Here is a 23,798-nt window from a genome sequence, read left to right as displayed (position 1 = left end):
TCACCGCGCCTCCCTACGAGGACGTGGGACGGGTGGATCATGACGGCGACGCCTCCGAACGCCGCGCTCGACGCTTCCCGGTGCTGAACTCGGGGATGGGCGGCCCCGGCGGCATGAGTTCCGCGGTCACGAAGGACACCACGGCGGCCAGCACGACGACAGGGCCCGACCCGGTGTGCCCCAGCAGGAGAGCGACCAGTACGACGGAGCTGACGGGAAGCCGCAGCGCGGCTGCCGCTGCCGCCGCCATCCCCGCGGCCATGGCCGGTACGAGGCCGAAGCCGGGCAGAGGAGCGAGCAGGGCCCCGGCGGCTCCGCCCAGGAACAGCGCGGGGAAGACCGGGCCTCCGCGCAGGCTGCCCAGGCAGAGGGTGTACGCGGCGCCCTTGCACAGCAGTACCGCGACGAGAGCGCCGACCGACCAGGCGTGGGGGTTCGAGGCCAACTGGGACAGGGTGGCCTGACCGGAGAGGGCCACCTCCGAGGGCGAACGCCCCGTGAGGGCGGAGTCCAGCGCCGCGAAGCCGGCCGCTCCGAGTGCGCAGAGCACCGTGTTCCGCATCGGGTGGGCGGCAACGAACACCGCCACGTGCCGTCCGCCCACCAGCACCCAGTGGATGCCGGCGCCGATGGCGACCGCCATCAGTACCGACCACACCACGTCTCCGGTGTCGAGGACCGGAGGCGCGGGCAGTCCGATGTCGAGACTGCCGGTCTGCAGGCCCGTCCAGCGGCCGAACCCGGTGAAGATGATGGAACCGATACCGCTGGAGAGCAGGGCGGGCAGCATCACGGCGAACAACTGCGGGCCGCCCACGCCCGCCACCTCCATCAGCAGGACCGCGGCCACCAGCGGGTTGCCGAAGATCGCGGAGATCGCCGCCGCGGCACCGGACGCACTGAGCAGTTTTGTGCTCGCCTCCGTCGCGGGGGCCCGGACGAGGTCCCGGAAGACCAGGGCCAGACCTCCGCCGAGGGCGATCAGCGGAGCCTCGGGCCCGAGTACGGCACCCAGCGGAAGGCTGGCCAGGGCGGCGAGAACGACCCCGGGGATCGCGCTCTTGCCGGCGCCGCCCGCGTGCAGGCCGCTCGCCGGGATATGACCGCCCCGGCCCGGCAGCCGCAGCACGACCAGGGCCACGCCCACACCGGAGACCAGGGCCGGCGGGAACGGCCACCACCAGGGCGGCTCGTTCCAGCCGAGGTCGTGCGGCCAGGTCACCCAGAGCACGTGCTCCAGCTCGTGGAGTGCGACGAGGAACCAGAACGCGATCAGGGAGACCGGGATGCCGATGATTCCGCAGAACACCAGGGCCCGACGGTACTCGGGCCGCCGCAGCATATCCCGGAGGTGGTCCCCCTCCTGCCGCTGCTCGCCGGAGGCGGTGTGACCGGTCGGTTCGGGCTGTGAGTCGGTAATCGCGCTTCTCCTCGTCCAAGCGGGGGCGGATCACCCACCGCGGGCGCGAGGCTAGCCACTACGGCCCCGATCTCCACGCAGACCCACGCAATACCTACGGAAAGCCCCCGTGTGAACGAACCGGCCGGAGGGGGTGGGTCCGGCAGGTGTGCCGCTGTGCTCGGGCGTGGGGGCGCGGGTCAGGCACTCCGCCAACGGTCGCGGCCGTCGGAACCGGGCCCGCAGACCATCGGCTTTCCGGTCCTGGAAGTGCCGGTCGCTCCGGAGGGGGAACAGAACGCACCGGGGTGGACGGTGCCCGCGCTGCCTCCTTCGGAACCGCCGGAGGACGACGAATCCCCGTCGGTCGACCCACCGCCTCCGATACGACTGCCGCTGTCAGCGTTGGCGCTGCTGTCGCCGTTGTCATCGGCGTAGTCGGGATCGTTGGCCGGGATCTTGTAGGTCGTGTCCTTCTGGGAAGGGCAGCGTTGGACGAGGTCCGCGTCGGTCCACCGGCCCAGGTCGAGATGGACGATGGTGTCGGAGGGGACGCTGGTTCCCTCGTCCGGGGACTGGAAGCAGACCCGCCACTCATGGCCGTTCTCCGCTGCTTCGTCCACGGACGGAGCGTCGACATCGAGGTAGACGTCGTCGAGTGTGACGCTGTCGAGGTCGATGTCGGCCTGTTCCAGTTCCTCGACGGCCGCGTCGTAGGTGGCGCCGACGACGTCCGGCATCTTCGGCCAGGGAAGTGGGGCGCCGTCCTTCGCGGGGCAGGGCTCGCCGGTTCTGACAGCCGCGAAGTCGACGGTCTTCGTGGCTGTGTCGGCCTTCTGGAAGCACACGGTCCACAAGGACCGCATGAAGATCGTGCGCCCGTCTTCGGCAGCGTCGTGGTGGCCCGCGCGGTAGCCGGCAGAACGTGCCCGCTCTTCGGCCTTGTGCAGGGGTTGCCCGGCAAAATCGGCGAGCGGGGACGGGGAGGCCGCGTCGGTGCTTACTCGGCTCGGATCCGCTGACTTGGCATCGGTGGTGGGTGCGGGGTCGTGGTCGAGGCGCGCACCCACCTCTCCGCCGATCGTCAGGAGCACCAGGGCGCCGAGCGTCGCACCGAGCTTCGCGCGCTTGCGCCACGGAGCGACGACCCACACGGCCACGACAGCCGCGATCATCACGAAGAAGCCCAGGGTGTAGCTGAAAGTGCCGAACAGGGCGATCAGGACGAGGAGGCCCAGGACGGCAGGTGTGGTCCTCCACCAAGGGCACGACACGGGCGGGGTGTTGTACGGATTCATGCAGTACTTAACTCCCACGGCGCGGACCGGGGCACGGTGGGAGTCCGCACGCCCTGTGCGGGCTGATTCACTACGTGGTGCCCTGGTCCGTCGGTGACAAGGGTTCAATGGCAGGGACCCACGACCTTGGAGACAGACGTGACCGCCGTATACCCCTCCCTCACCCGAGCCATGGCCGAGGCCTTCGTCGACGTGCTCTGGTTCGTGGAGAGTTGCGAGGACGAGCAGATGCATCCGGACGACGCCGTCAAGGTGCTGGAGGGCATCGCGCACTGGGCGACCCAACTGACCGACGACCAACGCACCGAACTGCTGCACCTGCTCGACACGATGGCGGCGGCGGAACAGAACCCAGCGCGGCGGGAGTTCCTGGAGGGATTCGCGGTGGGCTTCGGGCTCGTCGACGAGTGATAGTGCTCGCCATGACGACTTGAAGAGCACATACCGCTCGGCGGCGATGGACGAAGTCCGGCACCTGGGAGACCGTCCGGGACGGTGACCGCCGGATCTGCGCCGCCTGCGGCACGCCTGTCCGCTCCTACCAGTACCGTTTCCATCCGCCCGACTCCGCGGTGTACGAGCGCTGCGTCGGGCTCGCCTGGTGCTCCGGCTGTCGCGTGTATGCGGCGAACATGGTCCATATACCCCGGGCACAACGGCTCGTCGACGCCCTGGCGACGCTGCCTCCCGAGCACAGGGAACGGCTGCTCCGGTCGGAGACGCAACTGATCGAGCATCTGGACAAGACCCGCGCCTGGGGCGTGTGACGGCGATGACGAGCGTATGAGCGGGGCCAACCGGGACTCCGTCACGACCACCCCGACCTAGGCCGAAGGCCCTCGGCCTCGGGTTCCTCCAAGATCATCCGGACGGCCGATGCCCCTGCCCGGGGAGGGGAGCAGGCTTGCGGTACCGGACGAGCCAGAAGGAGCGCACGCCATGTCGTACCCCGAGGACCTGACCTACCCGGAGCCCCGCTACCACGGTGACAGGGGAGAGGTGAACGCGGTGTTCCGCCCGGCGGACACGCCTCCGGACCTCTCCTCACCCGCGGGAACGACGAGCTATCTCGCCACCCAACTCTCGACCGGCGGCGAATTCGGCCTGTACAAGGTGGACTTGGCCGCCCGCGCCGGAGGCCCCAAGACCCACTTTCACAAGGCGATGTCGGAGTCCTTCTACATCCTCTCCGGCGAGCTGGAGCTCTACAACGGCGACAAGTGGGTCACCGGCCGTACCGGCGACTTCCTCTACGTCCCCGTCGGCGGCCTGCACGCCTTCAGGAACACCTCCGACGCCCCCATGTCCATGCTCATGCTCTTCTCCCCGGGCGCCCCTCGCGAGGAGTACTTCGAGCGCGTCGCCGAAATGGCCCAACGCGGCAGCGAGGAACTGAAGCGGTTCCGCGTACGGCACGACAGCTACTTCGTCGAGGACTTCGACGAGGGGGCGGAGTAGGGGCGCGGAGCGATCAGTGGTCTGTGGGACGACTGCCGTTCCGTGAACGCACCCGCCTCGACACCCACACCGTCAGCCCGATGACGGACAGGAGTACCGGTCCTCCGACGAGGATCGGGACGGAGCCGATGAGGATGGCGCTCAGGACGGCGTCCTGCCATGTGGCGTCCGAGCCCATCGTGCTCCCCCAGTTGTGCCGTCGATGAACGAGGCGGGTCCCGTTCAGGAGTCGACACGATACGTCACGTGGGTGACCTGGGTCGCGGCGCGTGAGCTGACCTGGGTCAGCCGAAGGGGCGGTACGTCCTCGAAGAGGCGGGAACCCGCGCCGATGGTCAACGGCACGATGTGCAGACGGAGTTCCTCGATCAGGCCGGCCGCGAGGTACTGGTTGATCGTTGTCGCGCCGCCGTGGATCAGGACGTCGCCGTCGCCCGCCGCCGCCTTCGCCTGCTCCAGCGCGGAAGTGATTCCGTCGGTGACGAAGTGGAACGTCGTGCCGCCCTCCATCGGCTGGGGCTCGCGCGGGTGGTGGGTGAGGACGAACACCGGGACGTGGAAGGGGGGACTCTCGCCCCACCAGCCGTTCCAGGGGCGGTCCCACGGTCCGCGTACGGGGCCGAACATGTTGCGCCCCATGATGTAGGCCCCGGCGCCGCCCAACTGCTCGATCTCCGCCTGGTTCTCCTCGGACCGGTCGAACATCCAGCTGTGCAGCACGGCCCCGGAGCCGTCGCCTCCGTCGTCGCCGAAGGGGCGCTCCTCGCTCTGGTTGAGCCCGGCCGCGTACCCGTCCGCCGAGATCGTGATGTCGCTGATCACTCTGGTCGTTGGCGCCGTCATCGGTAACTACACTCCTCGTCCTCGTCCTGGTCCGTCCGGGCGCAGCGGCTCGGCGGGCGGCTTCCACGCAGGCGTCCCCCGACATACACAGCCTCGCACGCGAAGCTCCGCCCAGCCCTTCAACCTCGTAATCGTTCGAGAATGTGAACGAGATTCCGTCCATGGTCTTGTCAGTCGCTCGGCCCGCCCCTATCGTCTCCCGCCAGAAAGCGCTTTCCCGCTCGCCGGAGCCGCCCCGGGAATCCCCTTCCCGGCAGTCGGCCGGGTGCCCTCCGCGCGGATCACCGCGCCACGGAACCAGGCACCGTGCAACGCCCGCACCACGCATCGGACGTACCACGCACACGCCAGGAGACGACCATGAAAAGACCTCTCGCCCTACGCCTGTCCGCGGTCTCGGCCGCGCTCGCCCTCGGGGCTGCGGCGGGGATCGCCGCGCTGTCCATGCCCGCGGCATCCGCCGCGACCAGCGGAGCGACCGGCTACGCCACCCAGAACGGCGGCACCACCGGCGGCGCCGGCGGACAGACCGTCAAGGCCACCACCGGCACTCAGATCCACGCGGCGCTGTGCGGGCGGGCCAGCAGCAGTACGCCCGTCGTGATCCAGGTCGAGGGCACCATCAACCACGGCAACACCGCGAAGGTGTCGGGCGACAGCTGCAACACCGCCGCGGGCGTGATCGAGCTCAAGCAGATCAGCAACGTCACCATCGTCGGCGTCGGCGGCGGTGCCGTCTTCGATCAACTGGGCATCCACATCCGTGAATCCAGCAACATCATCATCCAGAACGTCACCGTGCGGAACGTGAAGAAGTCCGGCTCGCCCACCTCCAACGGCGGCGACGCCATCGGCATGGAGAGCGACGTCCGCAACGTCTGGGTCGACCACGTCACCCTGGAGGCGTCCGGCGGTGAGTCGGAGGGCTACGACGGTCTCTTCGACATGAAGGACAACACCCAGTACGTGACCCTGTCATACAGCATCCTGCGCAACTCCGGCCGCGGCGGACTGATCGGATCCAGCGAAAGCGACCTGTCCAACGGCTATGTGACGTTCCATCACAACCTGTACAGCAACATCGACTCCCGCGCGCCCCTGCTCCGCGGCGGCACGGCACACGCCTACAACAACCACTACAAGAGCCTGAACGAGTCCGGCATCAACTCCCGCGCCGGCGCCAAGGCCAAGGTGGACAACAACTACTTCGAGGACTCCAAGGACGTCCTCGGCACCTTCTACACCGACGAGCGCGGCTACTGGCAGGTCAGCGGCAACGTCTTCGACAACGTGACCTGGTCCTCCACCGGGTCGAAGAACTACCCCGCGGGTCCGAACCCGACCTCCAACACCACGGTCTCCATTCCGTACGCCTACACCCTCGACGCCGCCACCTGCGTGCCCGACGTCGTGAGCCGCACGGCGGGCGCCAACACCGGGCTGAAGGTGTCCGACGGCAACTGCACCCCGCAGACGCCGAGTCCGACCCCGACCACGCCCACTCCGACCCCCACCACCCCCACACCGACCGAGCCCAGCGGCACCAACCTCAGCATCGGCGCGGGCTCCGACGGCTCCAGTAAGGCCGACGGCACGAGCTACGGCAACGTCCGCGACGGAAACATGAGCACCTATTGGTCACCGAGCGGCTCCACCGGCTCCATCTCCATCAAGTGGGGCTCCGCCACCACGGTGAGCAGCGTCAACATCCGCGAGGCCGCCGGGTCCACCGGCGCCGTCGGCTCCTGGCGCCTGCTGAACGCCGACACCGGCGCCGTCCTCACCTCGGGCAGCGGCGCGGGAGCGATCTCCTTCGCGCAGACCTCCCTGAAGAAGATCACCTTCGAGATCACAAGCTCCAACGGCACCCCGAAGGTCGCCGAGTTCGAGACGTACGCCTCGTAAGTGCCCATAAGACACCACCCGCTGCTCCGCCGATCACCGGCGGAGCAGCGGGCCGTAGCCTTCCGGTCATGGCGAGCCTCGACGACATCACAGCCCTGCTGGGAGAACCCGGCTTCAACTGCTCCGACCCCGCTCCGTGGGAACGGCTGGAACACGAACTCAACGTCCGCTTTCCCGCCGACTTCCGAGAGATCCTCGACGCCTACGGCTCCGTCGTGATCAACAACCAGGTCTACCTGGACCACCCGGGACATCCGACCCGCGACCTCGGCGAGACGATCCGCGAGGCCATCCTGCTCTGGGACGAGGGCGACGGCGCGGACGAGATCGCACCCCACACGGTCGGGTCGCTGCCCGGGCAGCTGCTGCCGGTCGCGACCTGCTCCCAAGGAGAGACCGTGTTCCTGCGCGTGCCGGACAGCCCGTCCGCACCCTGGGCGGTGGGCGTGCACGAGTGGGACAGCTTCAGCTACACCCCTCACGACATGCCGTTCAGCGACTGGCTGCTGGCGTATCTCAGGAACGAGGACCCCACCATGTACGCGCACGACCCCGGTCCGGAGTGGCGGCCGTTCTTCGAAGCCACCGCCTGAGGTGGCATCTTGGCCCCGTGACGCATGTACATGGAGACGGACCGGGCAAAGAGGAACAGGCATGGCTCGCCACTCAGCGACCCTCGCGTATCCGTGACGTCCAGGCCGGGCGGCTGGCCTGGACCGAAGTCGATCTGCTCGACATCGAGAGCGGGTTCGGGAAGCCGCTGCGGGACGCACTGGAGGTCTTCGGGGTCCGGGTGAACTACCTGCCCGTCGGCCAGCCACGCCACCTGGTGGCGGCCCTGGGCAGCGGCAGGGCGGTCGCGCCGTACGTGATTCTCTCCTGTCACGGTGACGAGGGCCGCATCCTGATGGACGAACTCGCCGCGGAACTGGCCCGGTTCCAGCCCTTCAACGGTGCCCTCGGACCCGACCAGGTGCGCGCACACCTCCGCCTCCCGGACAGCACCGTGATCGTCAACGGCTGCGAGACGGGGAACCGCGCACTGGCCGACGCCTTCCTCGACGCCGGCGCCGACGCCTACATCGCCCCCGAGGGCGCCCCTTTCGGCTACGCCAGCGTGTTCGCGCCGATGTTCCTCTTCTACGAACTCACCCAACAGCGCTGTCTCGCCGAGGCGGTTGAGCGCTTGCGCGTGCACGACGACGAGTTGTCCATGTGGCAGCTCTATCAACGGTGATGCCTGGAGGGCACTCGGTTCAGCGGCGGCTCGTGCCGCTCGCGGTCTCGGTGGGTACCTCCGGTGTCGAGGCCCCGCGGGGTCGGGGAAGGGGCGGGAGGGGGCGGCGGTCCCGGGTGCCCGACTCGATGTCCGTGACCAGGGCGCGCAGTGCCTCGTGGCCGTGCGGCAGGGCGGGGGCGTGGTCGAGGGTGGCCAGCGTGCGGCGGGCGCGGCCGGCCGCACGGGTGTCGCGGCCCTGGTGGTGGTCGACGTAGGCCAGGGCGTAGCGGGCGAGAAGGGTGCCCCAGGCGTCATCGCGGATCTCCCGTCGGGACAGGGCGCGGCGGGCCGTGCGCCGGGCGGCGCCGGGGGCGAGGGCTGTCTGGGTCACGGCCCGGGTCGCCAGGGCGACGGCGGGGGAGGGGCCGTAGGCGGGGCGGGCGGGGAGGGTGCGCGCGGACTCGGCGAAGTGTTCGACGGCGCCGCGCGGGTCTCCTTCGTGCAGCGCGATCAGTCCCTGCACATGCGCGATCTGCCCGATCGTGGTGGTGTCGCCCGCCAGGACCGCCTGCGGCCAGGCCGGGCCCAGCAGGATGCGGGCGGCCTGCGGATCGCGGCGCGCGCTGAGCCAGGCCGCCAGCCAACGGCCGTGCCTGGAAGCCGGGTTGGCCTCCGGGCACAGGGGCAGCAGCCGCAGCAGGTAGTCGAGTCCCTGCTCGCCGCGGCCGTAGACCACCCACCAGAACCACAGGCCGAGGACCGTCTGCAGGGCCGTGACCCCCTGGTCGGGGCGGTGCACGGCCTGGTTCAGCACGGCGGTCAGCTCCTCCTGCTCCTCCTGGACCAGCGCCACCGCCTGGTCCTGGCGGCCGGAGGCCCACAAGTGCTGGGCTGTTGCGGCGAGTTGCCGCGCATGAGTGGCCCGGCGCTCCAGCGCGGTCTCGCACTCGCCGGCCGCCCGGAGCCGTTCGGCGCCGAAGTCCCGTGCGGCGCGGGTCATCCGGTAGCGGGGAGGGCGCGGTCCGCCGGGGTCGCGGACCGGTTCGAGGACGTTGATGGCCGCCAACCCGGCGAGCAGCGAGGGTACTCGGTGGGGCTCCACGCCCCCGCCGCCGCACAGGAAGGCGGCGGTGGACTCGTCGAACGCCCCGGCGAGGACGCTGGCCCTGCCCCACACGATCCGCGCCTCGCGCTCGCACAGCGCGTAGGAGGCGCCCACGGTGGCCCGCAGGGAACGGTGACGGCGCAGCGCGGGGCCCTCGCCGTGCAGCCAGCACTGGTGGACCTCCAGGACCGCGGCGAGGTCGCCCACTCGCTGGAACGCGAGTTGTTCCGCGGCCAGTTCGAGGGCGAGCGGGACCCCTTCGAGGGAGCGGCAGATCCGTTCCACCGCCCGCAGGTCGGAGCCCTCGGCGCGGAAGCCGTCCGACGCGGCGCGGGCGCGGCGCAGGAAGAGGTCCACCGCCGGGGGAACGTCCGGACCGGTGGCGGCGAGCGGCGACAGGCGCAGGACCCGTTCCTCGCCGAGGCCCAGGGCCTGCCGTGCGGTCACCAGCACCCGCAGTCCGGGCGCGGCGTCCAGCAGCCGCCGCACCCGGCCCACGGTCGCCCGGTGGACCGGGTCCACGTCGTCGAGCAGGAGCACACCCGTCGACGGCACCTCGGTGAGTGCCCTGGAGCAGTCGCCCTGCCCGTGCACATGGACCAGCGGCCACCGTGCGCCCACCGCCGTCGCCAGCCGGCTCTTGCCGACGCCCGCCCTACCGGTCACGGTCACCAGACGGTGCGCCGTCAGCAGCCGCGCCAGCTCGGCGGACTCCCGCGAGCGGCCCACCAGCTCACCGGCGTCGCCGGTACCGCACACACCGGGCCTCGCCGGGTCGCCGCCGCAACTCCACACGTTCATGAGGCCCCCCGGGGCGGCGACCCGGCGGTGCAGAACCGTCTCTCCTGTGGCGTCACGGCAACTTAAACGGGAGAACCGCGCCCAGGTGGCGATGCGGCCGACGGGAGTACACAACGCGGCTATCTTTCGCACGTACATACGACCCCGCGGTTGCGGTTACTCTGGGTTGATGATCGAGAATCTTCCGCCCTGTCCCCAGTGCTCCTGCGAGTACACCTACGAGATGAACGCCCTGGTCGTGTGCCCCGAGTGCGGCCACGAATGGGTGCCCGCCGAGGGCGAGGCCGACACTCCGGGTGAGCGCGTGGTCAAGGACTCCGTGGGCAATGTGCTGCAGGACGGCGACTCCGTGGTCGTCGTCAAGGCGCTCAAGGTCAAGGGCAGCCCCTCCGGCATCAAGGCCGGTACCAAGGTGCGCAACATCCGCCTCGTCGACGGCGTCGACGGACACGACATCGACTGCAAGATCGACGGCTTCGGCGCCATGCAGCTGAAGTCCAGCGTGGTCAAGAAGGCCTGATCCGTCCGACCGTCCGGTGGTCGGGGCGGCTGTGTGCTGCGGAATTGCAAAATTTCGCAATTGGTTAGATGCTGTGTTGGCTGTGCTCGCAGGTAGCCGCGGGCACAGCTTTTCGCGTACGCCCCGATGGCGGGGCCACCACAGCAGGGAACCGAGGGGTCGTGTCCGTGCCGCAGCGGATCAACACAATCTGGGCCCGGATCGCGGCACTCTTGCCCGGTCGCGAGGACCTGGCGTACGTGCGCCGGGATCCGCGCCGCGATCTGCTGGCCGGTCTGACCGTCGCGATCGTGGCGCTGCCGCTCGCGCTGGGCTTCGGAGTCTCCTCCGGACTCGGCGCGGAGGCGGGGCTGGCGACCGCGGTCGTCGCCGGAGCGCTCGCCGCCGTCTTCGGCGGGTCGAATCTGCAGGTTTCGGGCCCGACCGGCGCCATGACGGTCGTCCTGGTGCCGATCGTCGCCGAGCACGGGCCCTCCGGCGTCCTCACGGTCGGCCTGATGGCCGGCGTGATGCTCGTCGCACTCGCCGTTCTCCGCGCCGGACGCTGGATGCGGTACGTCCCCGCTCCCGTGGTCGAGGGCTTCACACTCGGCATCGCCTGCGTGATCGGCCTCCAGCAGCTCCCGAACGCCCTGGGCGTGCCCACCCCCGAGGGCGAGCGGGTCCTGCAGGTCAGCTGGGAGGCGTTCGAGGAGTTCGTCCAGCACCCGAACTGGACCGCGCTGGGGCTCTCCCTCGGCGTCGCGGCGCTCATGCTGGCCGGAGCGCGCTGGCGGCCGACCGTGCCGTTCTCCATCATCGCCGTCATCGTCGCCACGGTCGTCGCCCAGGTGGCCGACCTCGGCGACGCCGAGCCGATCGGCGACCTGCCCGCCGGGCTGCCCGCGCCCTCGCTGGGCTTCCTCGACCTCGGCTCGCTCGGCACCCTGCTCGCCCCGGCCGTGGCGGTCGCCGCGCTGGCCGCGCTGGAGTCGCTGCTGTCCGCGTCCGTCGCCGACGGCATGACCGTGGGCCAGGCCCACGACCCGGACCGGGAACTGTTCGGGCAGGGACTGGCCAACATCGCCTCCCCGCTGTTCGGCGGCGTGCCCGCGACCGGCGCCATAGCCCGTACCGCCGTCAACGTGCGCACCGGTGCCGGGTCCCGGCTCGCCGCCCTCACCCACGCCGCCGTCCTCGCGGTGATCGTCTTCGCCGCCGCGCCCCTGGTCGAGCGCATCCCGCTGGCGGCGCTGGCCGGTGTGCTGCTGGCGACCGCGGTCCGCATGGTCGAGGTCGGCTCCCTGCGGGCGATGGCCAGGGCCACCCGCTCCGACGCGCTCATCCTCGTCCTGACCGCCGTCGCCACCCTGGCCCTGGACCTCGTCTACGCGGTCGTCATCGGCCTGGCCGTGGCCGGCGCCCTCGCCCTGCGCGCCGTGGCCAAGCAGGCCCGCCTGGACCAGGTCGAGCTGGACCGCGGCGACCACAGCGCCGAGGAGCACGCCCTGCTCGCGGAGCACATCGTGGCGTACCGCTTCGACGGCCCGCTGTTCTTCGCCGGGGCGCACCGCTTCCTGCTGGAGCTGACCGAGGTCGCCGACGTCCGGGTGGTGATCCTGCGTATGTCCCGGGTGTCCACCATGGACGCCACCGGCGCCCTCGTCCTGAAGGACGCGGTGGAAAAGCTCCGGCGGCGCGGCATCCTCGTCCTGGCCTCCGGCATCCGGCCGGGCCAGCGGCAGGTCCTCGACTCCGTGGGCGCGCTGGACCTGCTGACGCACGGGGAGGCCGAGTACGCCGCCACGCCCGACGCGATCCGAGCGGCCCGCGCGCACCTGGAGTCGACCGGCGTGCTGCCCGCCCGCTCGGAGGCGTGATCCGTGACCACCGGGCTGGAAACCCTGCCGTGGCGGCACGTGCTCACCCTGCCCACCGAGCCGTCCGCCGTACGGATCGCCCGCCAGACCGCCGAGCTGGTGCTGATCGAGTGGGGGATCGGCGTACGCCACCCCACGGCGGACCCCGCGCTGCTGATCCTCAGCGAACTGGTGACCAACAGCGTCCGGCACGCCGCCGAGCTCTCCCCGACGCTGACGGTCGTCTACGCGGCCGGCCCGGACTGTCTGGTCCTCGCCGTCCACGACCGTCACCCGTACCGGCCCTCGCTGTGCGGACCCCTCCCCGAGGACGGCCGGGGTCTTGGTACCGTCCGGGAACTCGTCCGCACCCTGGGTGGAACCGCGGTGGTCCGCGCGGACCCGGACGGCCGCGGCAAGAGCGTGTGGATCACGCTGCCGCTGTGAGTCCGGCGACAGAACGGCCGACGAGGCGCCCTGGCTCCCCGGCTGACCTCAGGAATTGCTAAAGTTGGCAACTCCTGAGGTCACATCGCCGGTGCCACAGGCGAGGATCGGAGAGGTGGCACGGTGAGTACGCCGCTGTATCAACTGAAGGCCGAGTTCTTCAAGACGCTCGGCCATCCGGCCCGCATCCGGGTGCTGGAGTTGCTCAGCGAGCGCGAGCACGCCGTGTCCGAGATGCTGCCCCAGGTGGGCATCGAGCCCGCGCACCTGTCCCAGCAGCTGGCCGTGCTGCGCCGGGCGAACCTCGTGGTGACCCGCAAGGAGGGCTCCACGGTGTACTACTCCCTGACCAGCCCCCACGTCGCCGAACTGCTCCGCGTCGCCCGGTCCATCCTCTCCGGCGTCCTCGCGGGCCAGGCGGAACTCCTCGCCGACCTCCAGGCGGCCCAGGGCGAGCCGAAGCGGTAGCCGCAGGCGCCGTGTTCTTCGGGTTGTCCCGACGGGCGCGGAACCGTCGATTTCTGGCTGATCCCCGTCTTGTGATCGCGTTCGGTGCCCCCTTGTGGAATGTTAATTAGGTTAGGCTAACCTGTGCTGCGTGCGATCAGGTGAAGAGATCCCCGCGGCCTCCCATGTCCGCGGTCATGAACTGTCGGCCACCGGCGTCACCGTGGCCTACGACGGCACGGACGTCGTCCACGACGCCTCGGTGACCCTGCGGCCCGGTCAGGTGACCGTGCTCGTGGGGCCCAACGGCAGCGGCAAGTCGACGCTCCTGCGCACCATCGCGCGACTGCAGCGGCCCAGGACCGCCACGCTGGAGATCGACGACGCGGACGCCCTCGCGCTGAGTCCGCGTGAGTTCTCGCGCCTGGTGGCCCTGCTGACACAGGGTCGGCCCACACCCACCGGGCTGACCGTGCGCGACGTCGTCGAGTTCGGGCGCTACCCCTACCGGGGCCGCTGGGGCAGGGCGGACCCGGACGGACCGGCCGCCGTCGACCGCGCGCTCGCCCTCACCGGCGTCGCCGAACTCGCCGACCGGGGCGCCGAACACCTCTCCGGCGGCCAGCTCCAGCGCGTCTGGCTCGCGAGCTGCCTCGCCCAGGAGACCGGCGTCCTGCTCCTCGACGAACCCACCACCTACCTCGACCTGCGCTACCAGATCGAACTCCTCGATTTGGTACGCGACCTGGCGGACGACCACGGCATCGCGGTCGGCGCCGTCCTGCACGACCTGGACCAGGCGGCGGCCCTCGCCGACCGCATCGTGCTGCTGCACGAGGGCCGCATCGTCGCGGACGGCCTCCCCGAGGACGTACTCACCGCCCAGCGGCTGACCGACACCTACGGCATCCGCATCGAAGTCGACACCGACCCCCTCACGGGCCGGCTGCGCACCCGCGCGATCGGCCGGCACCACACGCGAAGCGAAAGGCTCAGCACACCCTCATGAGACGTCTCCTGACCACCGCGGCCACCGCCACCGCCGCGGCCCTCGCCCTGACCGCCTGCGGTACCACCGAGCCCGCCGCCGACAAGGACGACGCGAAGAAGACCACCGAGGCCATCATCCTCACCGACGCCTCCGGCAAGAAGGTCGAACTCGACGGGCCCGCCAAGAAGGTCGTCGGCACCGAGTGGCACGAGGTCGAACTGCTGGTGTCGCTGGGCGTCGACCCCGTCGGTGTCGCCGACGTCAAGGGCTACACCACCTGGGACCAGGCCGTCCCGCTGAAGAACGAGCCGAAGGACATCGGCACCCGCGGCGAGCCCAGCATGGACACCATCGCCGCCCTCAAGCCGGACCTCATCGTCGCCAGCACCGACCTGCCGCCCGCCGCCGTCAAGCAGCTGCGCGAGGTCGCCCCGGTCGTCGAGGTGCGCTCCGCCGACGCGGCCGACCCCATCGGGCAGATGAACGAGAACATCGACCTGCTCGCCCAGGCCACCGGCACCACCGCGCAGGCCGAGAAGCTGAAGAAGGGCTTCGAGACGAAGCTCGCCGAGGGCAAGAAGGCCCTCGCCGACGCCGGTCTCGACGGCGCCAAGTACGCCTTCGCCGACGGCTACGACATCTCCAACCAGGTCTCCATCCGCCCCTACACCAGCGGTTCGCTCATCGGCGCCGTCAACGAGCAGCTCGGCCTGAAGAACGACTGGAAGGTCAAGGGCGACGAGAGCTACGGCCTCGGCACCACCGACGTCGAGGGCCTGACCGAGCTCAGCGACGACGTGCACTTCGCCTACATCGGCAACGACGGCGACAAGAGCAGCACCCCCTTCACCGACGCCCTCGCCAAGGACAAGGTGTGGACGTCGCTGCCGTTCGTGAAGAAGGGCAACGTCCACCGACTGCCCGACGGCATCTGGATGTTCGGCGGTCCCGAGTCGATGAACCAGTACATCGACTCCGTCGTCGCCGCGCTGACGAAGTAGCGCCATGGCCGTCACCGCGACACCCTCCGTCACCCGTCCCCCGGTCACCACGTCCCGGACGGGCGCGGCCGCGGTGACGGCCGCACTGGTCCTCCTGGTCGCCGCCCTCGCGGTCGTCGACATCACCCAGGGCACCGCGGCCGTCGGCGCGGCCGAGGTGTGGAAGGCGTTCACCGGGCAGGCCGACCCCGCCGACGCCTCCGTCGTCATCGCCTCCCGGCTGCCGAGGATGACCGCCGGAATCCTGGTCGGCGCCATGCTCGGCATCGCGGGCGCCGCCCTCCAGGCGGTCAGCCGCAACGTCCTCGCGTCCCCCGACACCCTCGCCGTCAACGCCGGTTCGTACCTGGCCCTCGGCCTGGTCGCGGTCACCGGCGTCTCCCTGCCGCTGTTCGCCTCCTCCGCAGTCGCGCTCGTCGGCGCCCTCGCCGCCGCGACCGTCGTGCTCGGCCTGTCCGGGCTCGGCGCCGGAACCGTGCGCCTGGTGCTCGCGGGCACCGCGCTGATGCTGGGCCTGAACGCCGTCACCGAGGGACTGCTCCTGCTGTTCCCCGAGGAGACCCACGGGCTCTACCAGTGGAACCAGGGCAGCATCGGCCAGAACGGCTTCGACGGCGTGGTCCGCATGGCGCCCCTCGGTGTCATCGGGCTGGCCGGACTGCTGCTGGTCGCCCGCCGGGTCGACGCGCTGGCCCTCGGCGACGACGCGGCGCGCGGGCTCGGTGTCCCGGTGCGCGCCACCCGCGTCACGGCCGTCGTGCTGGCGGCCCTGCTGTCCGCGGCGTCCGTCACGCTGGCCGGGCCCATCGGCTTCGTCGGCCTGTGCGCGCCCGCCCTCGTACGGTTCCTCGCGCGCCGGGTACGGGCCTTCCACCGCACCCGGTCGAGCATCCCCCTCACCGGACTCACCGGCGCGGCCCTCGTCCTCGGCTCGGACGTGCTGCTCCGCGCCCTGGTCCCGGCGGACCAGGCGGTCGCCGTGCCCACGGGCGTCGTCACCAGCCTCGTCGGCGCCGTCTTCCTCGTCGTCATGGCGGTACGGCTCAAGGACAGCGCCGCCTCGGCCGCCCCCGACCGGCTGCGCATCCGCAGCCGCGCGGTGTTCCTCACCGTCACCGCGGTCCTGGTGGCCGCACTGATCGGCGTGGTCGTCGCCGCCGTACTCCTCGGCGACGCCAAGCTGTTGCTCGGGGACCTCGTCAACTGGGCGCAGGGCAGGTCCGGTAGGACCGTCTCCTTCGTCCTCGACACCCGGGTGCCCCGGGTCCTGGCCGCGCTGCTCGCCGGGGCCGCGCTCGCCCTGTCCGGCACGCTCATCCAGGCGGTCACCCGCAACCCGCTCGCCGAACCCGCCGTGCTCGGCGTCTCCGGCGGGGCCGCGCTGGGCGCCGTACTCCTGGTGACCACCACGCCGCTCGCCGGATCGTGGAGCCTCGCGGGCGCGGCCTTCGCGGGGGCCGCGGTCAGCTCCGTCGTCGTCTTCGGGCTCGCCGCGCGGGGCGGTTTCCAGCAGAACCGGTTGGTGCTGGTCGGCATCGGCGTCGCCACCGCAGCGACGGCGCTGATCAGTCTCCTGATCGTCCTCACGGACCCGTTCAACGCGGTCAAGGCCCTTACCTGGCTGTCCGGTTCGACGTACGGGCGGACCATGCCGGACGTCGTGCCGCTGGCGGTCGTCGTGGTGGTCGGCGTGGTCGTGGCGACGGCCCGGCGTGCGGAACTCGACCTCGTCTCCCTCGACGAGGACACCCCGCGCCTGCTCGGGCTGGACCTGGCCCGGGCGCGGCTCGGTTTCCTGGTCCTCGGCGTGGTCCTCAGCGCCACCGCCGTGGCCGCCGCGGGCACCATCGGCTTCGTCGGCCTGGTCGCCCCGCATGCGGCCCGGGCCCTGGTGGGCCGCCCGCACACCCGTGTCGTTCCGGTGGCCATGCTGCTCGGCGCGTCCCTGGTCTGCACGGCGGACCTGCTCGGGCGGACGGTCATCGCCCCCGCGCAGTTGGGCGCCGGGATGGTGACGGCGGTGATCGGGACGCCGTACTTCCTTTATCTGCTGGTGCGCAGCAGGCGGTAGGGATCGCAGGGGGCCTTGGCCGGTCGGCGCGGGCTGCCCGTCGCGTCGTCAGGTGTCGGTGCGGTGCAGTATGCGACGGGCCACCAGTTCCAGGGTGAGGGCCACCGACACCGCCTCCACCGCCAGCAGGGCGATCAGGACGAAGACCTGGACCGTGCCCGCCTGGACGGGGGAGGCACCGGCCAGCAGCATGCCCACGAAGGCGCCGGGGAGGGTGACCAGACCGACCGTGCGGGTCTGGTCCAGGGCCGGGAGGAGGGCGTCCGAGGCGGCGCCGCGGGCCACTTCGAGATGGGCGTCGCGGGGCGGGAGACCCAGGGACAGCGCTGCCTCGACCTCGCCGTAGCGGCCCGCGACCTCGTCCAGGGCGCGCCGCCCGGCCAGGACCGTCGCGGTCAGCGCGCCGCCGATGAGGATGCCGCTCACCGGGACGACGGCGATACCGGGCACGGTCAGCAGACCGGTCAGCACCAGGGCGGTGATGACCGGCGCCACCGGGACCGCGATCGGCAGCGCCGCCCACCACCAGGTTCCGTTGCCGGTGATCCGCCGTCCCGCCGTGCGGGTGGCGACGGCGAACATCAGCAGCAGGAACCCGATCAGGCCCGCGGTGCGGTGCACGGCCCAGCCGATCACCAGGGACACCGCGGCCAGTTGCAGGGCCGCGCGCACGCCTGCCGTCACGACCTCGCGGGCACGTCCGTACGACTCGTCCGGCGCGAGCCGGAACAGGGCGGTCACCGCGGTGGCCGCGAGCAGCAGGACGACGAGGGCGACGGCGAGCGTGGCGTTGACGGGCAGCAGGGTGTCGGCCGCCAGGGGGAGCACGGGCTACCGCGCTGCGGTGCTCGCGTTGCGGCTCAGGAGCGAGGCGCTGATCTCCCCGGCCCGTACGGCGGTTGTGGACAGCAGGGTCGAGGTGAGGCCGTGGGTGTGTTCCGTGCCGCCCTGGAGGTAGATGTCCGCCCGGACGTGGGCCGCGGTCTCCACGCGGTGGTCGCGGCCGATCCTCAGCTGGTCCTCCTCGTCGCGCAGACAGAGTTTGGCGATCTCTCCGAGGTTGTCGCCGATACCCCTGGGCTGGTAGCCGGTCGCGTAGACGACCAGGTCGCAGTCCAGTACCTCGTGTTCACCGGTCGGCAGGAATTCGACGGTCACCTTCACACCGTCCGCGTGCTCGGCGACCTCGCGCAGCCGGGAGACGTTCATCATCCGCAGCCGCTGCCTGCCCTGCACCTTCTCCTGGTACATCGTGCGCGACAGGGACTCGATCAGGTCGATGTCCACCACGGAGTAGTTGGTCCCGCGGTGGTAGTCGTGCAGCGAGCGCTTCACCTGCGGCGGGGCCTCGAAGAACAGGTCCACGGCCTCGGGGTCGAAGATGCGGTTGGCGAACGGGCTGTCATCGGCCGGTGTGTAGCCGTACTTGGCGAACACCGAGCAGATCTCGGCCTCGGGGAAGGTCCGGTGCAGATAGTCGACCGCCTCGGCGGCGCTCTGCCCGGCGCCGAGGACCACGGCGCGGCGGACGGGCTTGCCGGAACGTACGCGTTGCTCCACCCGGGTCAGCAACTCGCTGTTGTGCCAGGCCTGTTCGGACAGGACCGCGCCGGGCGGCAGATGGGGTTCGAGACCCGTCGCCACGCACAGCGTGCGGGTCCGGCGCACCGTCAGCCGCTCCGGGGCGGCCGGATCGCGGCTGGCGACGTCGAACCAGCGGACCTCGCCGTCCTCCGTGACCGGCTTCACGGAGACCACGTCGGCCCCGTACTCCACGAGGTGGTCCACCCGGGCCGCCGCCCACTCGAAGTAGTCGTGGAACTCGATACGCAGGGGGAACAGCGTCTTCTGATTGAGGAAGTCCACCAGCCGGCCGCGCTCGCGCAGATAGCACAGGAAGCTGAAGTCGCTGGTGGGGTCACGCATCGTCACCAGGTCCTTGAGAAAGGACACTTGCATGGTGGCATCGTCGATCAGCATGCCGCGATGCCAGCCGAACCGCGGCTGCCGCTCCAGGAACTGGACGCGGAATCCGTCTCCTTGGTGAGGGCCGGCGCCCTGCTCGTGCAGCGCGATCGCGAGGGCGAGGTGTGAGGGGCCGAAGCCGATACCCAGAACGTCGTGGATGGAGTCCGGTTCACTGTGCAGCGTGGTCACCGCGTCATCGCCTCCTGTAGGGGGGAGTTCACAGCGCCCTCAAATGAGGTCGACAGTCTCCCCCGAGCACCCACATGCTAGATAAGGTAAGCCTTACCTAGCAATGGCTGAGGAGGGCATACATGCGGGTCGTCATGTTCGGCTACCAGACCTGGGGACACCGGACGCTACAGGCTCTGCTGGACTCCGAGCACGAAGTGGTCCTGGTCGTCACCCATCCCAAGAGCGACCACGTCTACGAGAGGATCTGGTCCGACTCCGTCGCCGACCTCGCCGAACAGCACGGCGTACCTGTGCTGTTGCGCAACCGGCCCGGCGACGACGAACTGCTCCGGGCGCTCAAGGACGCGGCGCCGGACATCATCGTCGCGAACAACTGGCGCACCTGGCTGCCCGCCGAGATCTTCGACCTGCCGCCGCACGGCACGCTGAACATCCACGACTCGCTGCTGCCTTCCTACGCCGGCTTCTCACCGCTGATCTGGGCGCTCATCAACGGCGAGAAGCAGGTCGGGGTCACCGCCCACCGCATGGACGCCGACCTCGACATGGGCGACATCCTGCTCCAGCGCGCGGTGCCGGTCGGACCCACCGACACGGCAACGGACCTGTTCCACCGCACCGTTGACCTGATCGGGCCGGTGGTCCGCGAATCGCTGGACCTGATCGCCTCCGGGCGGACCGTGTGGATCCCGCAGGACCGCACCCGGTCCAGCTTCTTCCACAAGCGGTCCCTGGAGGACAGCCGGATCGACTGGAGCTGGCCCGCCGAGGACCTGGAACGGCTGGTGCGGGCCCAGTCCGACCCCTATCCGAACGCCTTCACGCATTACCGGGGCGAGCGGATACGGATCATCAAGTCCGCCGTCTCCCAAGGCCGTTACGGCGGCACCCCGGGCCGGATCTTCATCCGCGAGGGCGACGGCGTGGTCATCGTGGCCGGGGCCGGGGCACGTTCGGGGAAGCTGCCCGGACTGGTGGTGCAGCGCGTACGGACCGAGGACGGCTCGGAGTACGACGCCACGGACTACTTCCGCACGATGGGGGGTTACCTGACGGCGCGGCCGTAGCGGACACTCGCGGGACCGGCCCGGGCGCCGGTCCCGCCTGCCTCAGCCGGCCACCGGCGCCGCGTCCTCGATCCCCTCGTGGTGCCGTCCCATCGGGATCACCATCGGCGTTCCGCTGACCGGATCGGTGCTCACCACGCACCGCAGCCCGAAGACCTCCTCCACCGTTTCCGCCGTCACCACGTCGGCCGGCGCACCCTCCGCGACGATACGGCCCGCCTTCATCGCGACGATGTGATCGGCGTACCGGCAGGCCTGGTTGAGATCGTGCAGCACCATCACCACCGTGCGCCCCTGATGACGGTTGAGGTCGGTGACGAGGTCCAGGACGTCGATCTGGTGGGCCAGGTCGAGGTACGTCGTCGGCTCGTCCAGGAGCATCACCGGCGTGCCCTGCGCGACCGCCATCGCGATCCACGCCCGCTGCCGCTGCCCGCCGGACAGTTCGTCCACCGCGCGGTGCGCGAGATCGGTCATACCGGTGGCGCGCAGCGCCTCGTGCACGGCCTCCTCGTCGGCCGAGGACCACTGCCGCCACCAGGTCTGGTGCGGTGAACGGCCGCGCCCCACCAGGTCGATGACGGTCAGGCCCTCGGGCGCGACCGGGGTCTGCGGCAGGATGCCGAGGCGCTGGGCGAGGGTGCGGGTCGGGATGGCGTGGATGGACCGGCCGTCCAGGTGCACCGCGCCGGACCTGGGGTGCAGCAGCCGGGCGAGCGCGCGCAGCAGGGTGGACTTGCCGCAGGCGTTGGCGCCGACGATCACGGTGACCCGGCCGGTCGGCACCACCAGGTCGAGGTCCTCAACGACCACGCGGTCGTCGTACGCCAGCCGCAGGCGCTCGGCGCGCAGTTCGGGGCCGGTGGTGAGTGCGGTCTCGGTCTTCGACACGGTGTCAGCCTCCTGAACCGGCGCGGTTGGCGCGGACGAGCAGCCAGAGCAGAACGGGCGCGCCGAGCACACCCGTGACGATCCCGACCGGAAGCTCCGTGTCGGGGATCAGCTTGCGGGCGGCGAGATCGGACCCCAGCACCATCACGGCGCCGGTCAGGCCCGCGCCGACCGGGGGCGGGAAGGCCGTACCGGCCAGGCGCTGGGCGACCTGGGGCGCGGCGAGGGCGACGAACGCCACCGGGCCCGCGGTCGCGGCACCGAAGGCCACCAGGCCCACGGCGGTGAGGAGTACGGCGACACGGACCGTCTGCACCCGGGTGCCGAGGCCCCGGGCCACGTCGTCGCCCAGTTCCAGCGTCCGCATCAGCCGCCCGAGCAGCAGGGCCGGGGGCAGCAGCAGGACCAGCGCCCAGACGAGCGGGGTGAGCTGCTCCCAGGTACGGCCGTTGAGGTTGCCCACCAGCCAGCCCAGCGCGGCCTGCGCCTGGAAGCGCTGGCCCCGGGCCATCAGGTAGTCGGTGGCGCTGGTGCAGATCCAGGCGACGCCCACGCCGACCAGGACGATGCGGTAGCCGCTGGTGCCGCGCTTCCAGGCCAGGACGTACACGAGCAGCGCCGCCGTCAGCGCGCCCAGCAGACCGAGCGCCTGCGTGCTCAGCCCGCCGTCCCAGCCCAGCACGACCCCGGCCACCACGGCGGTACCGGCGCCCTGGGTGATGCCCATCATGTCGGGGCTGGCGAGCGGATTGCGGGTCATCGTCTGGAGCAGCGCGCCTGAGACACCGAAGGCGATGCCCACGAGGGCACCCGCGAGGGCGCGGGGCAGCCGCAGCTCGTGCACGATCAGCTCGGTGGCCGGGTCCGAGGCCCCCACCAGCGCCTTCATCACGTCCGTCAGCGGCAGGGCGATGTCGCCGACGGAGGTCTCCACGGCGAACAGCAGGAACGCGGCGGCGGCGAGCGCCAGGCAGACGGCCACGAGCCGCGGCCGTACCAGCCCGGACACCGGCGGCACCGTCAGCCGGAACGGCACCCGCCCCCCGGTGCGCCGGGGCATCGCCCGCCCCACGGCGTCCTTGCGCCCCGGACCGGACGCGAGATCAGTCGTCATGGGTCACAGCTCCGGAGGGTGTGGGGCGGGCGCGGTGGATCGTCATGCTCACAGGTCCGCGAGTCGGCGGCGGCGTACCAGCGCGATGAAGAACGGGCCGCCCAGGAAGGCGACCAGGATGCCCGCCTGGATCTCCGTGGGCTTGGCCAGGAGCCGGCCGGCGATGTCCGCGGCGAGGAGGAGGCAGGGGGCCAGGACGGCCGACAGCGGCAGCAGCCAGCGGTGGTCGGGGCCGATACCGGCGTACTGGGCCAGGACGCGGGCGATGTGCGGGACGACCAGGCCGACGAAGACGACCGGCCCGATCACGGCCACGGCGCCCCCCGTGAGCAGGGTGACGGCGACCACGCCCTGGACGCGGACCAGGCCGACCTTGAGTCCGAGCGAGCGGGCCACGTCGTCGCCGAGCGCGAGCCGGTTGAGGGCCGGGGCGCAGGCCAGCGCGAGGAGGGCGCCGACGCCGAGGAACGGCAGGACGCGTACCAGGACTTCCTGGTCCTGGTTGGCGAGGGAGCCCGCCGACCAGAAGCGGTAGCGGTTCAGGGCGTCCGGGTCGGTCAGCGCGACGGCACTGGTCAGCGAGAACAGCAGCGAGGTCACCGCGACCCCGGCCAGCGCCAGCTTCACCGGTGTGGTGCCCGAACGGCCCAGCCCGCCCAGCAGATAGACCAGCACGCTCGCGACCATGGCCCCGGCGAACGCGAACCAGATGTAGCCGTAGACCGAGGCGATCCCGAGGACCCCGACCGACAGCACCACCGCGAACGCCGCGCCCGCGCTCACCCCGAGGATGCCCGGGTCGGCCAGCGGATTGCGGGTGAGCGCCTGCATCAGCGCGCCCGACAGGCCGAGCGCGGCGCCGGTGGCGAGGCCGAGGGCGGTCCGGGGCAGCCGTACGGACCAGATGACGTTGTCCACGCGGCGGTTGGGCGGGTCGCCGAGGAGGGTGTGCCAGACCTGGTCAAGGGGCACGCCGAGCGCGCCGTAGGCCATCGACAGGCCGCACAGGGCCAGCAGCGCCGCGCCGGAGAGCGCGAGCAGGAGTACCGCGCGGGGGCCTTTCGCCGCCCGGACCGCCGAGGTCCCCACGTCAACTTCCTTCGGTCAGCCTTGCCTAACAAACAGGACCATAGGGGGAGTTGGGCCCCGGTCCCATCCCCTTGTCGAAATATGTGTGCACGCTTTGAATTAGGTAACCCTTACCTTACTATGGCGCCGATCCC

23 protein-coding genes are annotated in these 23,798 nt (G+C 71.1%); 14 read left to right on the top strand and 9 right to left on the bottom strand.

Annotated features, from left to right (window positions below; translation table 11 throughout):
- Nucleotides 1-37: 37 nt before the first annotated feature.
- Together GA0115233_RS13730 and GA0115233_RS13725 are read right to left on the bottom strand one after the other, a co-directional pair.
- The gene (locus GA0115233_RS13730) at nucleotides 38-1,342 is read right to left on the bottom strand and encodes a chloride channel protein (RefSeq protein WP_093720468.1); all 1,305 of its coding nucleotides are present in this window, start codon (nucleotides 1,340-1,342) and stop codon (nucleotides 38-40) included.
- A 257-nt stretch (nucleotides 1,343-1,599) separates the two neighbouring features.
- Complete coding sequence (locus GA0115233_RS13725) at nucleotides 1,600-2,697, bottom strand: PASTA domain-containing protein (RefSeq protein WP_093720467.1); 1,098 nt, start codon at nucleotides 2,695-2,697, stop codon at nucleotides 1,600-1,602.
- Between the two features lie 138 nt (nucleotides 2,698-2,835).
- Between GA0115233_RS13725 and GA0115233_RS13720 the strand changes: the two genes are divergently transcribed.
- From GA0115233_RS13720 to GA0115233_RS13710, 3 genes are all read left to right on the top strand, one after another.
- Complete coding sequence (locus tag GA0115233_RS13720) at nucleotides 2,836-3,108, top strand: hypothetical protein (protein WP_093720466.1); 273 nt, start codon at nucleotides 2,836-2,838, stop codon at nucleotides 3,106-3,108.
- Between the two features lie 221 nt (nucleotides 3,109-3,329).
- Nucleotides 3,330-3,464, top strand: a complete 135-nt coding sequence (locus tag GA0115233_RS41695) for a hypothetical protein (protein ID WP_255310171.1) — start codon at nucleotides 3,330-3,332, stop codon at nucleotides 3,462-3,464.
- A gap of 172 nt (nucleotides 3,465-3,636) precedes the next feature.
- The gene (locus GA0115233_RS13710; RefSeq protein WP_093720464.1) at nucleotides 3,637-4,155 is read left to right on the top strand and encodes a cupin domain-containing protein; all 519 of its coding nucleotides are present in this window, start codon (nucleotides 3,637-3,639) and stop codon (nucleotides 4,153-4,155) included.
- Between the two features lie 222 nt (nucleotides 4,156-4,377).
- On the opposite strand, the gene GA0115233_RS13705 is transcribed toward GA0115233_RS13710, so the two are convergent.
- The gene (locus GA0115233_RS13705) at nucleotides 4,378-4,998 is read right to left on the bottom strand and encodes a dihydrofolate reductase family protein (RefSeq protein WP_093720463.1); all 621 of its coding nucleotides are present in this window, start codon (nucleotides 4,996-4,998) and stop codon (nucleotides 4,378-4,380) included.
- Between the two features lie 360 nt (nucleotides 4,999-5,358).
- On the opposite strand from GA0115233_RS13705, the gene GA0115233_RS13700 reads away from it, so the two are divergent.
- The 3 genes from GA0115233_RS13700 to GA0115233_RS13690 all read left to right on the top strand — a co-directional run bounded on the left by GA0115233_RS13700 (nucleotide 5,359) and on the right by GA0115233_RS13690 (nucleotide 8,140).
- Nucleotides 5,359-6,903: a pectate lyase family protein gene (locus GA0115233_RS13700; protein WP_093720462.1), complete on the top strand. Its 1,545-nt coding sequence runs from the start codon at nucleotides 5,359-5,361 to the stop codon at nucleotides 6,901-6,903.
- A gap of 68 nt (nucleotides 6,904-6,971) precedes the next feature.
- Complete coding sequence (locus GA0115233_RS13695) at nucleotides 6,972-7,496, top strand: SMI1/KNR4 family protein (RefSeq protein ID WP_093720461.1); 525 nt, start codon at nucleotides 6,972-6,974, stop codon at nucleotides 7,494-7,496.
- Nucleotides 7,497-7,513: 17 nt separating this feature from the next.
- A complete protein-coding gene (locus GA0115233_RS13690) occupies nucleotides 7,514-8,140 on the top strand; it encodes a hypothetical protein (protein WP_255310170.1) in 627 nt (208 codons plus the stop codon).
- Between the two features lie 19 nt (nucleotides 8,141-8,159).
- On the opposite strand, the gene GA0115233_RS13685 is transcribed toward GA0115233_RS13690, so the two are convergent.
- Entirely contained in the window at nucleotides 8,160-10,028 is a 1,869-nt protein-coding gene (locus GA0115233_RS13685) for an ATP-binding protein (protein WP_093720460.1), read from the bottom strand.
- Nucleotides 10,029-10,197: 169 nt separating this feature from the next.
- Between GA0115233_RS13685 and GA0115233_RS13680 the strand changes: the two genes are divergently transcribed.
- From GA0115233_RS13680 to GA0115233_RS13650, 7 genes are all read left to right on the top strand, one after another.
- A complete protein-coding gene (locus GA0115233_RS13680) occupies nucleotides 10,198-10,548 on the top strand; it encodes a zinc ribbon domain-containing protein YjdM (RefSeq protein WP_093720459.1) in 351 nt (116 codons plus the stop codon).
- Between the two features lie 167 nt (nucleotides 10,549-10,715).
- A complete protein-coding gene (locus GA0115233_RS13675; RefSeq protein WP_093720480.1) occupies nucleotides 10,716-12,407 on the top strand; it encodes a SulP family inorganic anion transporter in 1,692 nt (563 codons plus the stop codon).
- A gap of 3 nt (nucleotides 12,408-12,410) precedes the next feature.
- Entirely contained in the window at nucleotides 12,411-12,833 is a 423-nt protein-coding gene (locus GA0115233_RS13670) for an ATP-binding protein (RefSeq protein WP_093720458.1), read from the top strand.
- Nucleotides 12,834-12,956: 123 nt separating this feature from the next.
- Nucleotides 12,957-13,301, top strand: coding sequence for an ArsR/SmtB family transcription factor (locus tag GA0115233_RS13665; protein ID WP_093720457.1), 345 nt, complete (start codon nucleotides 12,957-12,959; stop codon nucleotides 13,299-13,301).
- A 130-nt stretch (nucleotides 13,302-13,431) separates the two neighbouring features.
- Complete coding sequence (locus tag GA0115233_RS13660; RefSeq protein ID WP_093720456.1) at nucleotides 13,432-14,289, top strand: ABC transporter ATP-binding protein; 858 nt, start codon at nucleotides 13,432-13,434, stop codon at nucleotides 14,287-14,289.
- A complete protein-coding gene (locus GA0115233_RS13655) occupies nucleotides 14,286-15,272 on the top strand; it encodes an ABC transporter substrate-binding protein (RefSeq protein ID WP_093720455.1) in 987 nt (328 codons plus the stop codon). The genes GA0115233_RS13660 and GA0115233_RS13655 overlap by 4 nt, the downstream gene beginning before the upstream one ends.
- Nucleotides 15,273-15,276: 4 nt before the next feature.
- Complete coding sequence (locus GA0115233_RS13650) at nucleotides 15,277-17,343, top strand: iron ABC transporter permease (RefSeq protein WP_093720454.1); 2,067 nt, start codon at nucleotides 15,277-15,279, stop codon at nucleotides 17,341-17,343.
- Between the two features lie 48 nt (nucleotides 17,344-17,391).
- Here GA0115233_RS13650 and GA0115233_RS13645 read toward each other — a convergent pair whose 3' ends face one another.
- Nucleotides 17,392-18,171, bottom strand: a complete 780-nt coding sequence (locus GA0115233_RS13645; RefSeq protein WP_093720453.1) for an ABC transporter permease — start codon at nucleotides 18,169-18,171, stop codon at nucleotides 17,392-17,394.
- 3 nt (nucleotides 18,172-18,174) lie between these two features.
- Nucleotides 18,175-19,500, bottom strand: a complete 1,326-nt coding sequence (locus GA0115233_RS13640) for a lysine N(6)-hydroxylase/L-ornithine N(5)-oxygenase family protein (RefSeq protein ID WP_093720452.1) — start codon at nucleotides 19,498-19,500, stop codon at nucleotides 18,175-18,177.
- Between the two features lie 122 nt (nucleotides 19,501-19,622).
- Here GA0115233_RS13640 and GA0115233_RS13635 point away from each other — a divergent pair, with 122 nt between their 5' ends.
- Nucleotides 19,623-20,570: a methionyl-tRNA formyltransferase gene (locus GA0115233_RS13635; protein ID WP_093720451.1), complete on the top strand. Its 948-nt coding sequence runs from the start codon at nucleotides 19,623-19,625 to the stop codon at nucleotides 20,568-20,570.
- A 42-nt stretch (nucleotides 20,571-20,612) separates the two neighbouring features.
- On the opposite strand, the gene GA0115233_RS13630 is transcribed toward GA0115233_RS13635, so the two are convergent.
- From GA0115233_RS13630 to GA0115233_RS13620, 3 genes are read right to left on the bottom strand one after another with little or no spacing between them, the layout of a single operon-like run.
- Nucleotides 20,613-21,461 (bottom strand): ABC transporter ATP-binding protein, encoded by an 849-nt coding sequence (locus GA0115233_RS13630; RefSeq protein ID WP_093720450.1) that lies wholly within the window; start codon nucleotides 21,459-21,461, stop codon nucleotides 20,613-20,615.
- A 4-nt stretch (nucleotides 21,462-21,465) separates the two neighbouring features.
- Nucleotides 21,466-22,575 carry a FecCD family ABC transporter permease gene (locus tag GA0115233_RS13625; RefSeq protein WP_093720449.1) on the bottom strand — a complete coding sequence of 370 codons (1,110 nt, stop codon included), beginning with the start codon at nucleotides 22,573-22,575 and terminating at the stop codon, nucleotides 21,466-21,468.
- Nucleotides 22,576-22,623: 48 nt separating this feature from the next.
- The gene (locus GA0115233_RS13620; protein WP_093720448.1) at nucleotides 22,624-23,664 is read right to left on the bottom strand and encodes a FecCD family ABC transporter permease; all 1,041 of its coding nucleotides are present in this window, start codon (nucleotides 23,662-23,664) and stop codon (nucleotides 22,624-22,626) included.
- Nucleotides 23,665-23,798: the final 134 nt, after the last annotated feature.

Source organism: Streptomyces sp. DI166 (assembly GCF_900091315.1).
In the GTDB taxonomy this organism is placed as follows: Bacteria; Actinomycetota; Actinomycetes; order Streptomycetales; family Streptomycetaceae; genus Streptomyces; species Streptomyces fuscus.
The sequence above is the reverse complement of the archived record's forward strand: the minus strand, read 5'-3'. Positions and strand labels throughout refer to the sequence as shown.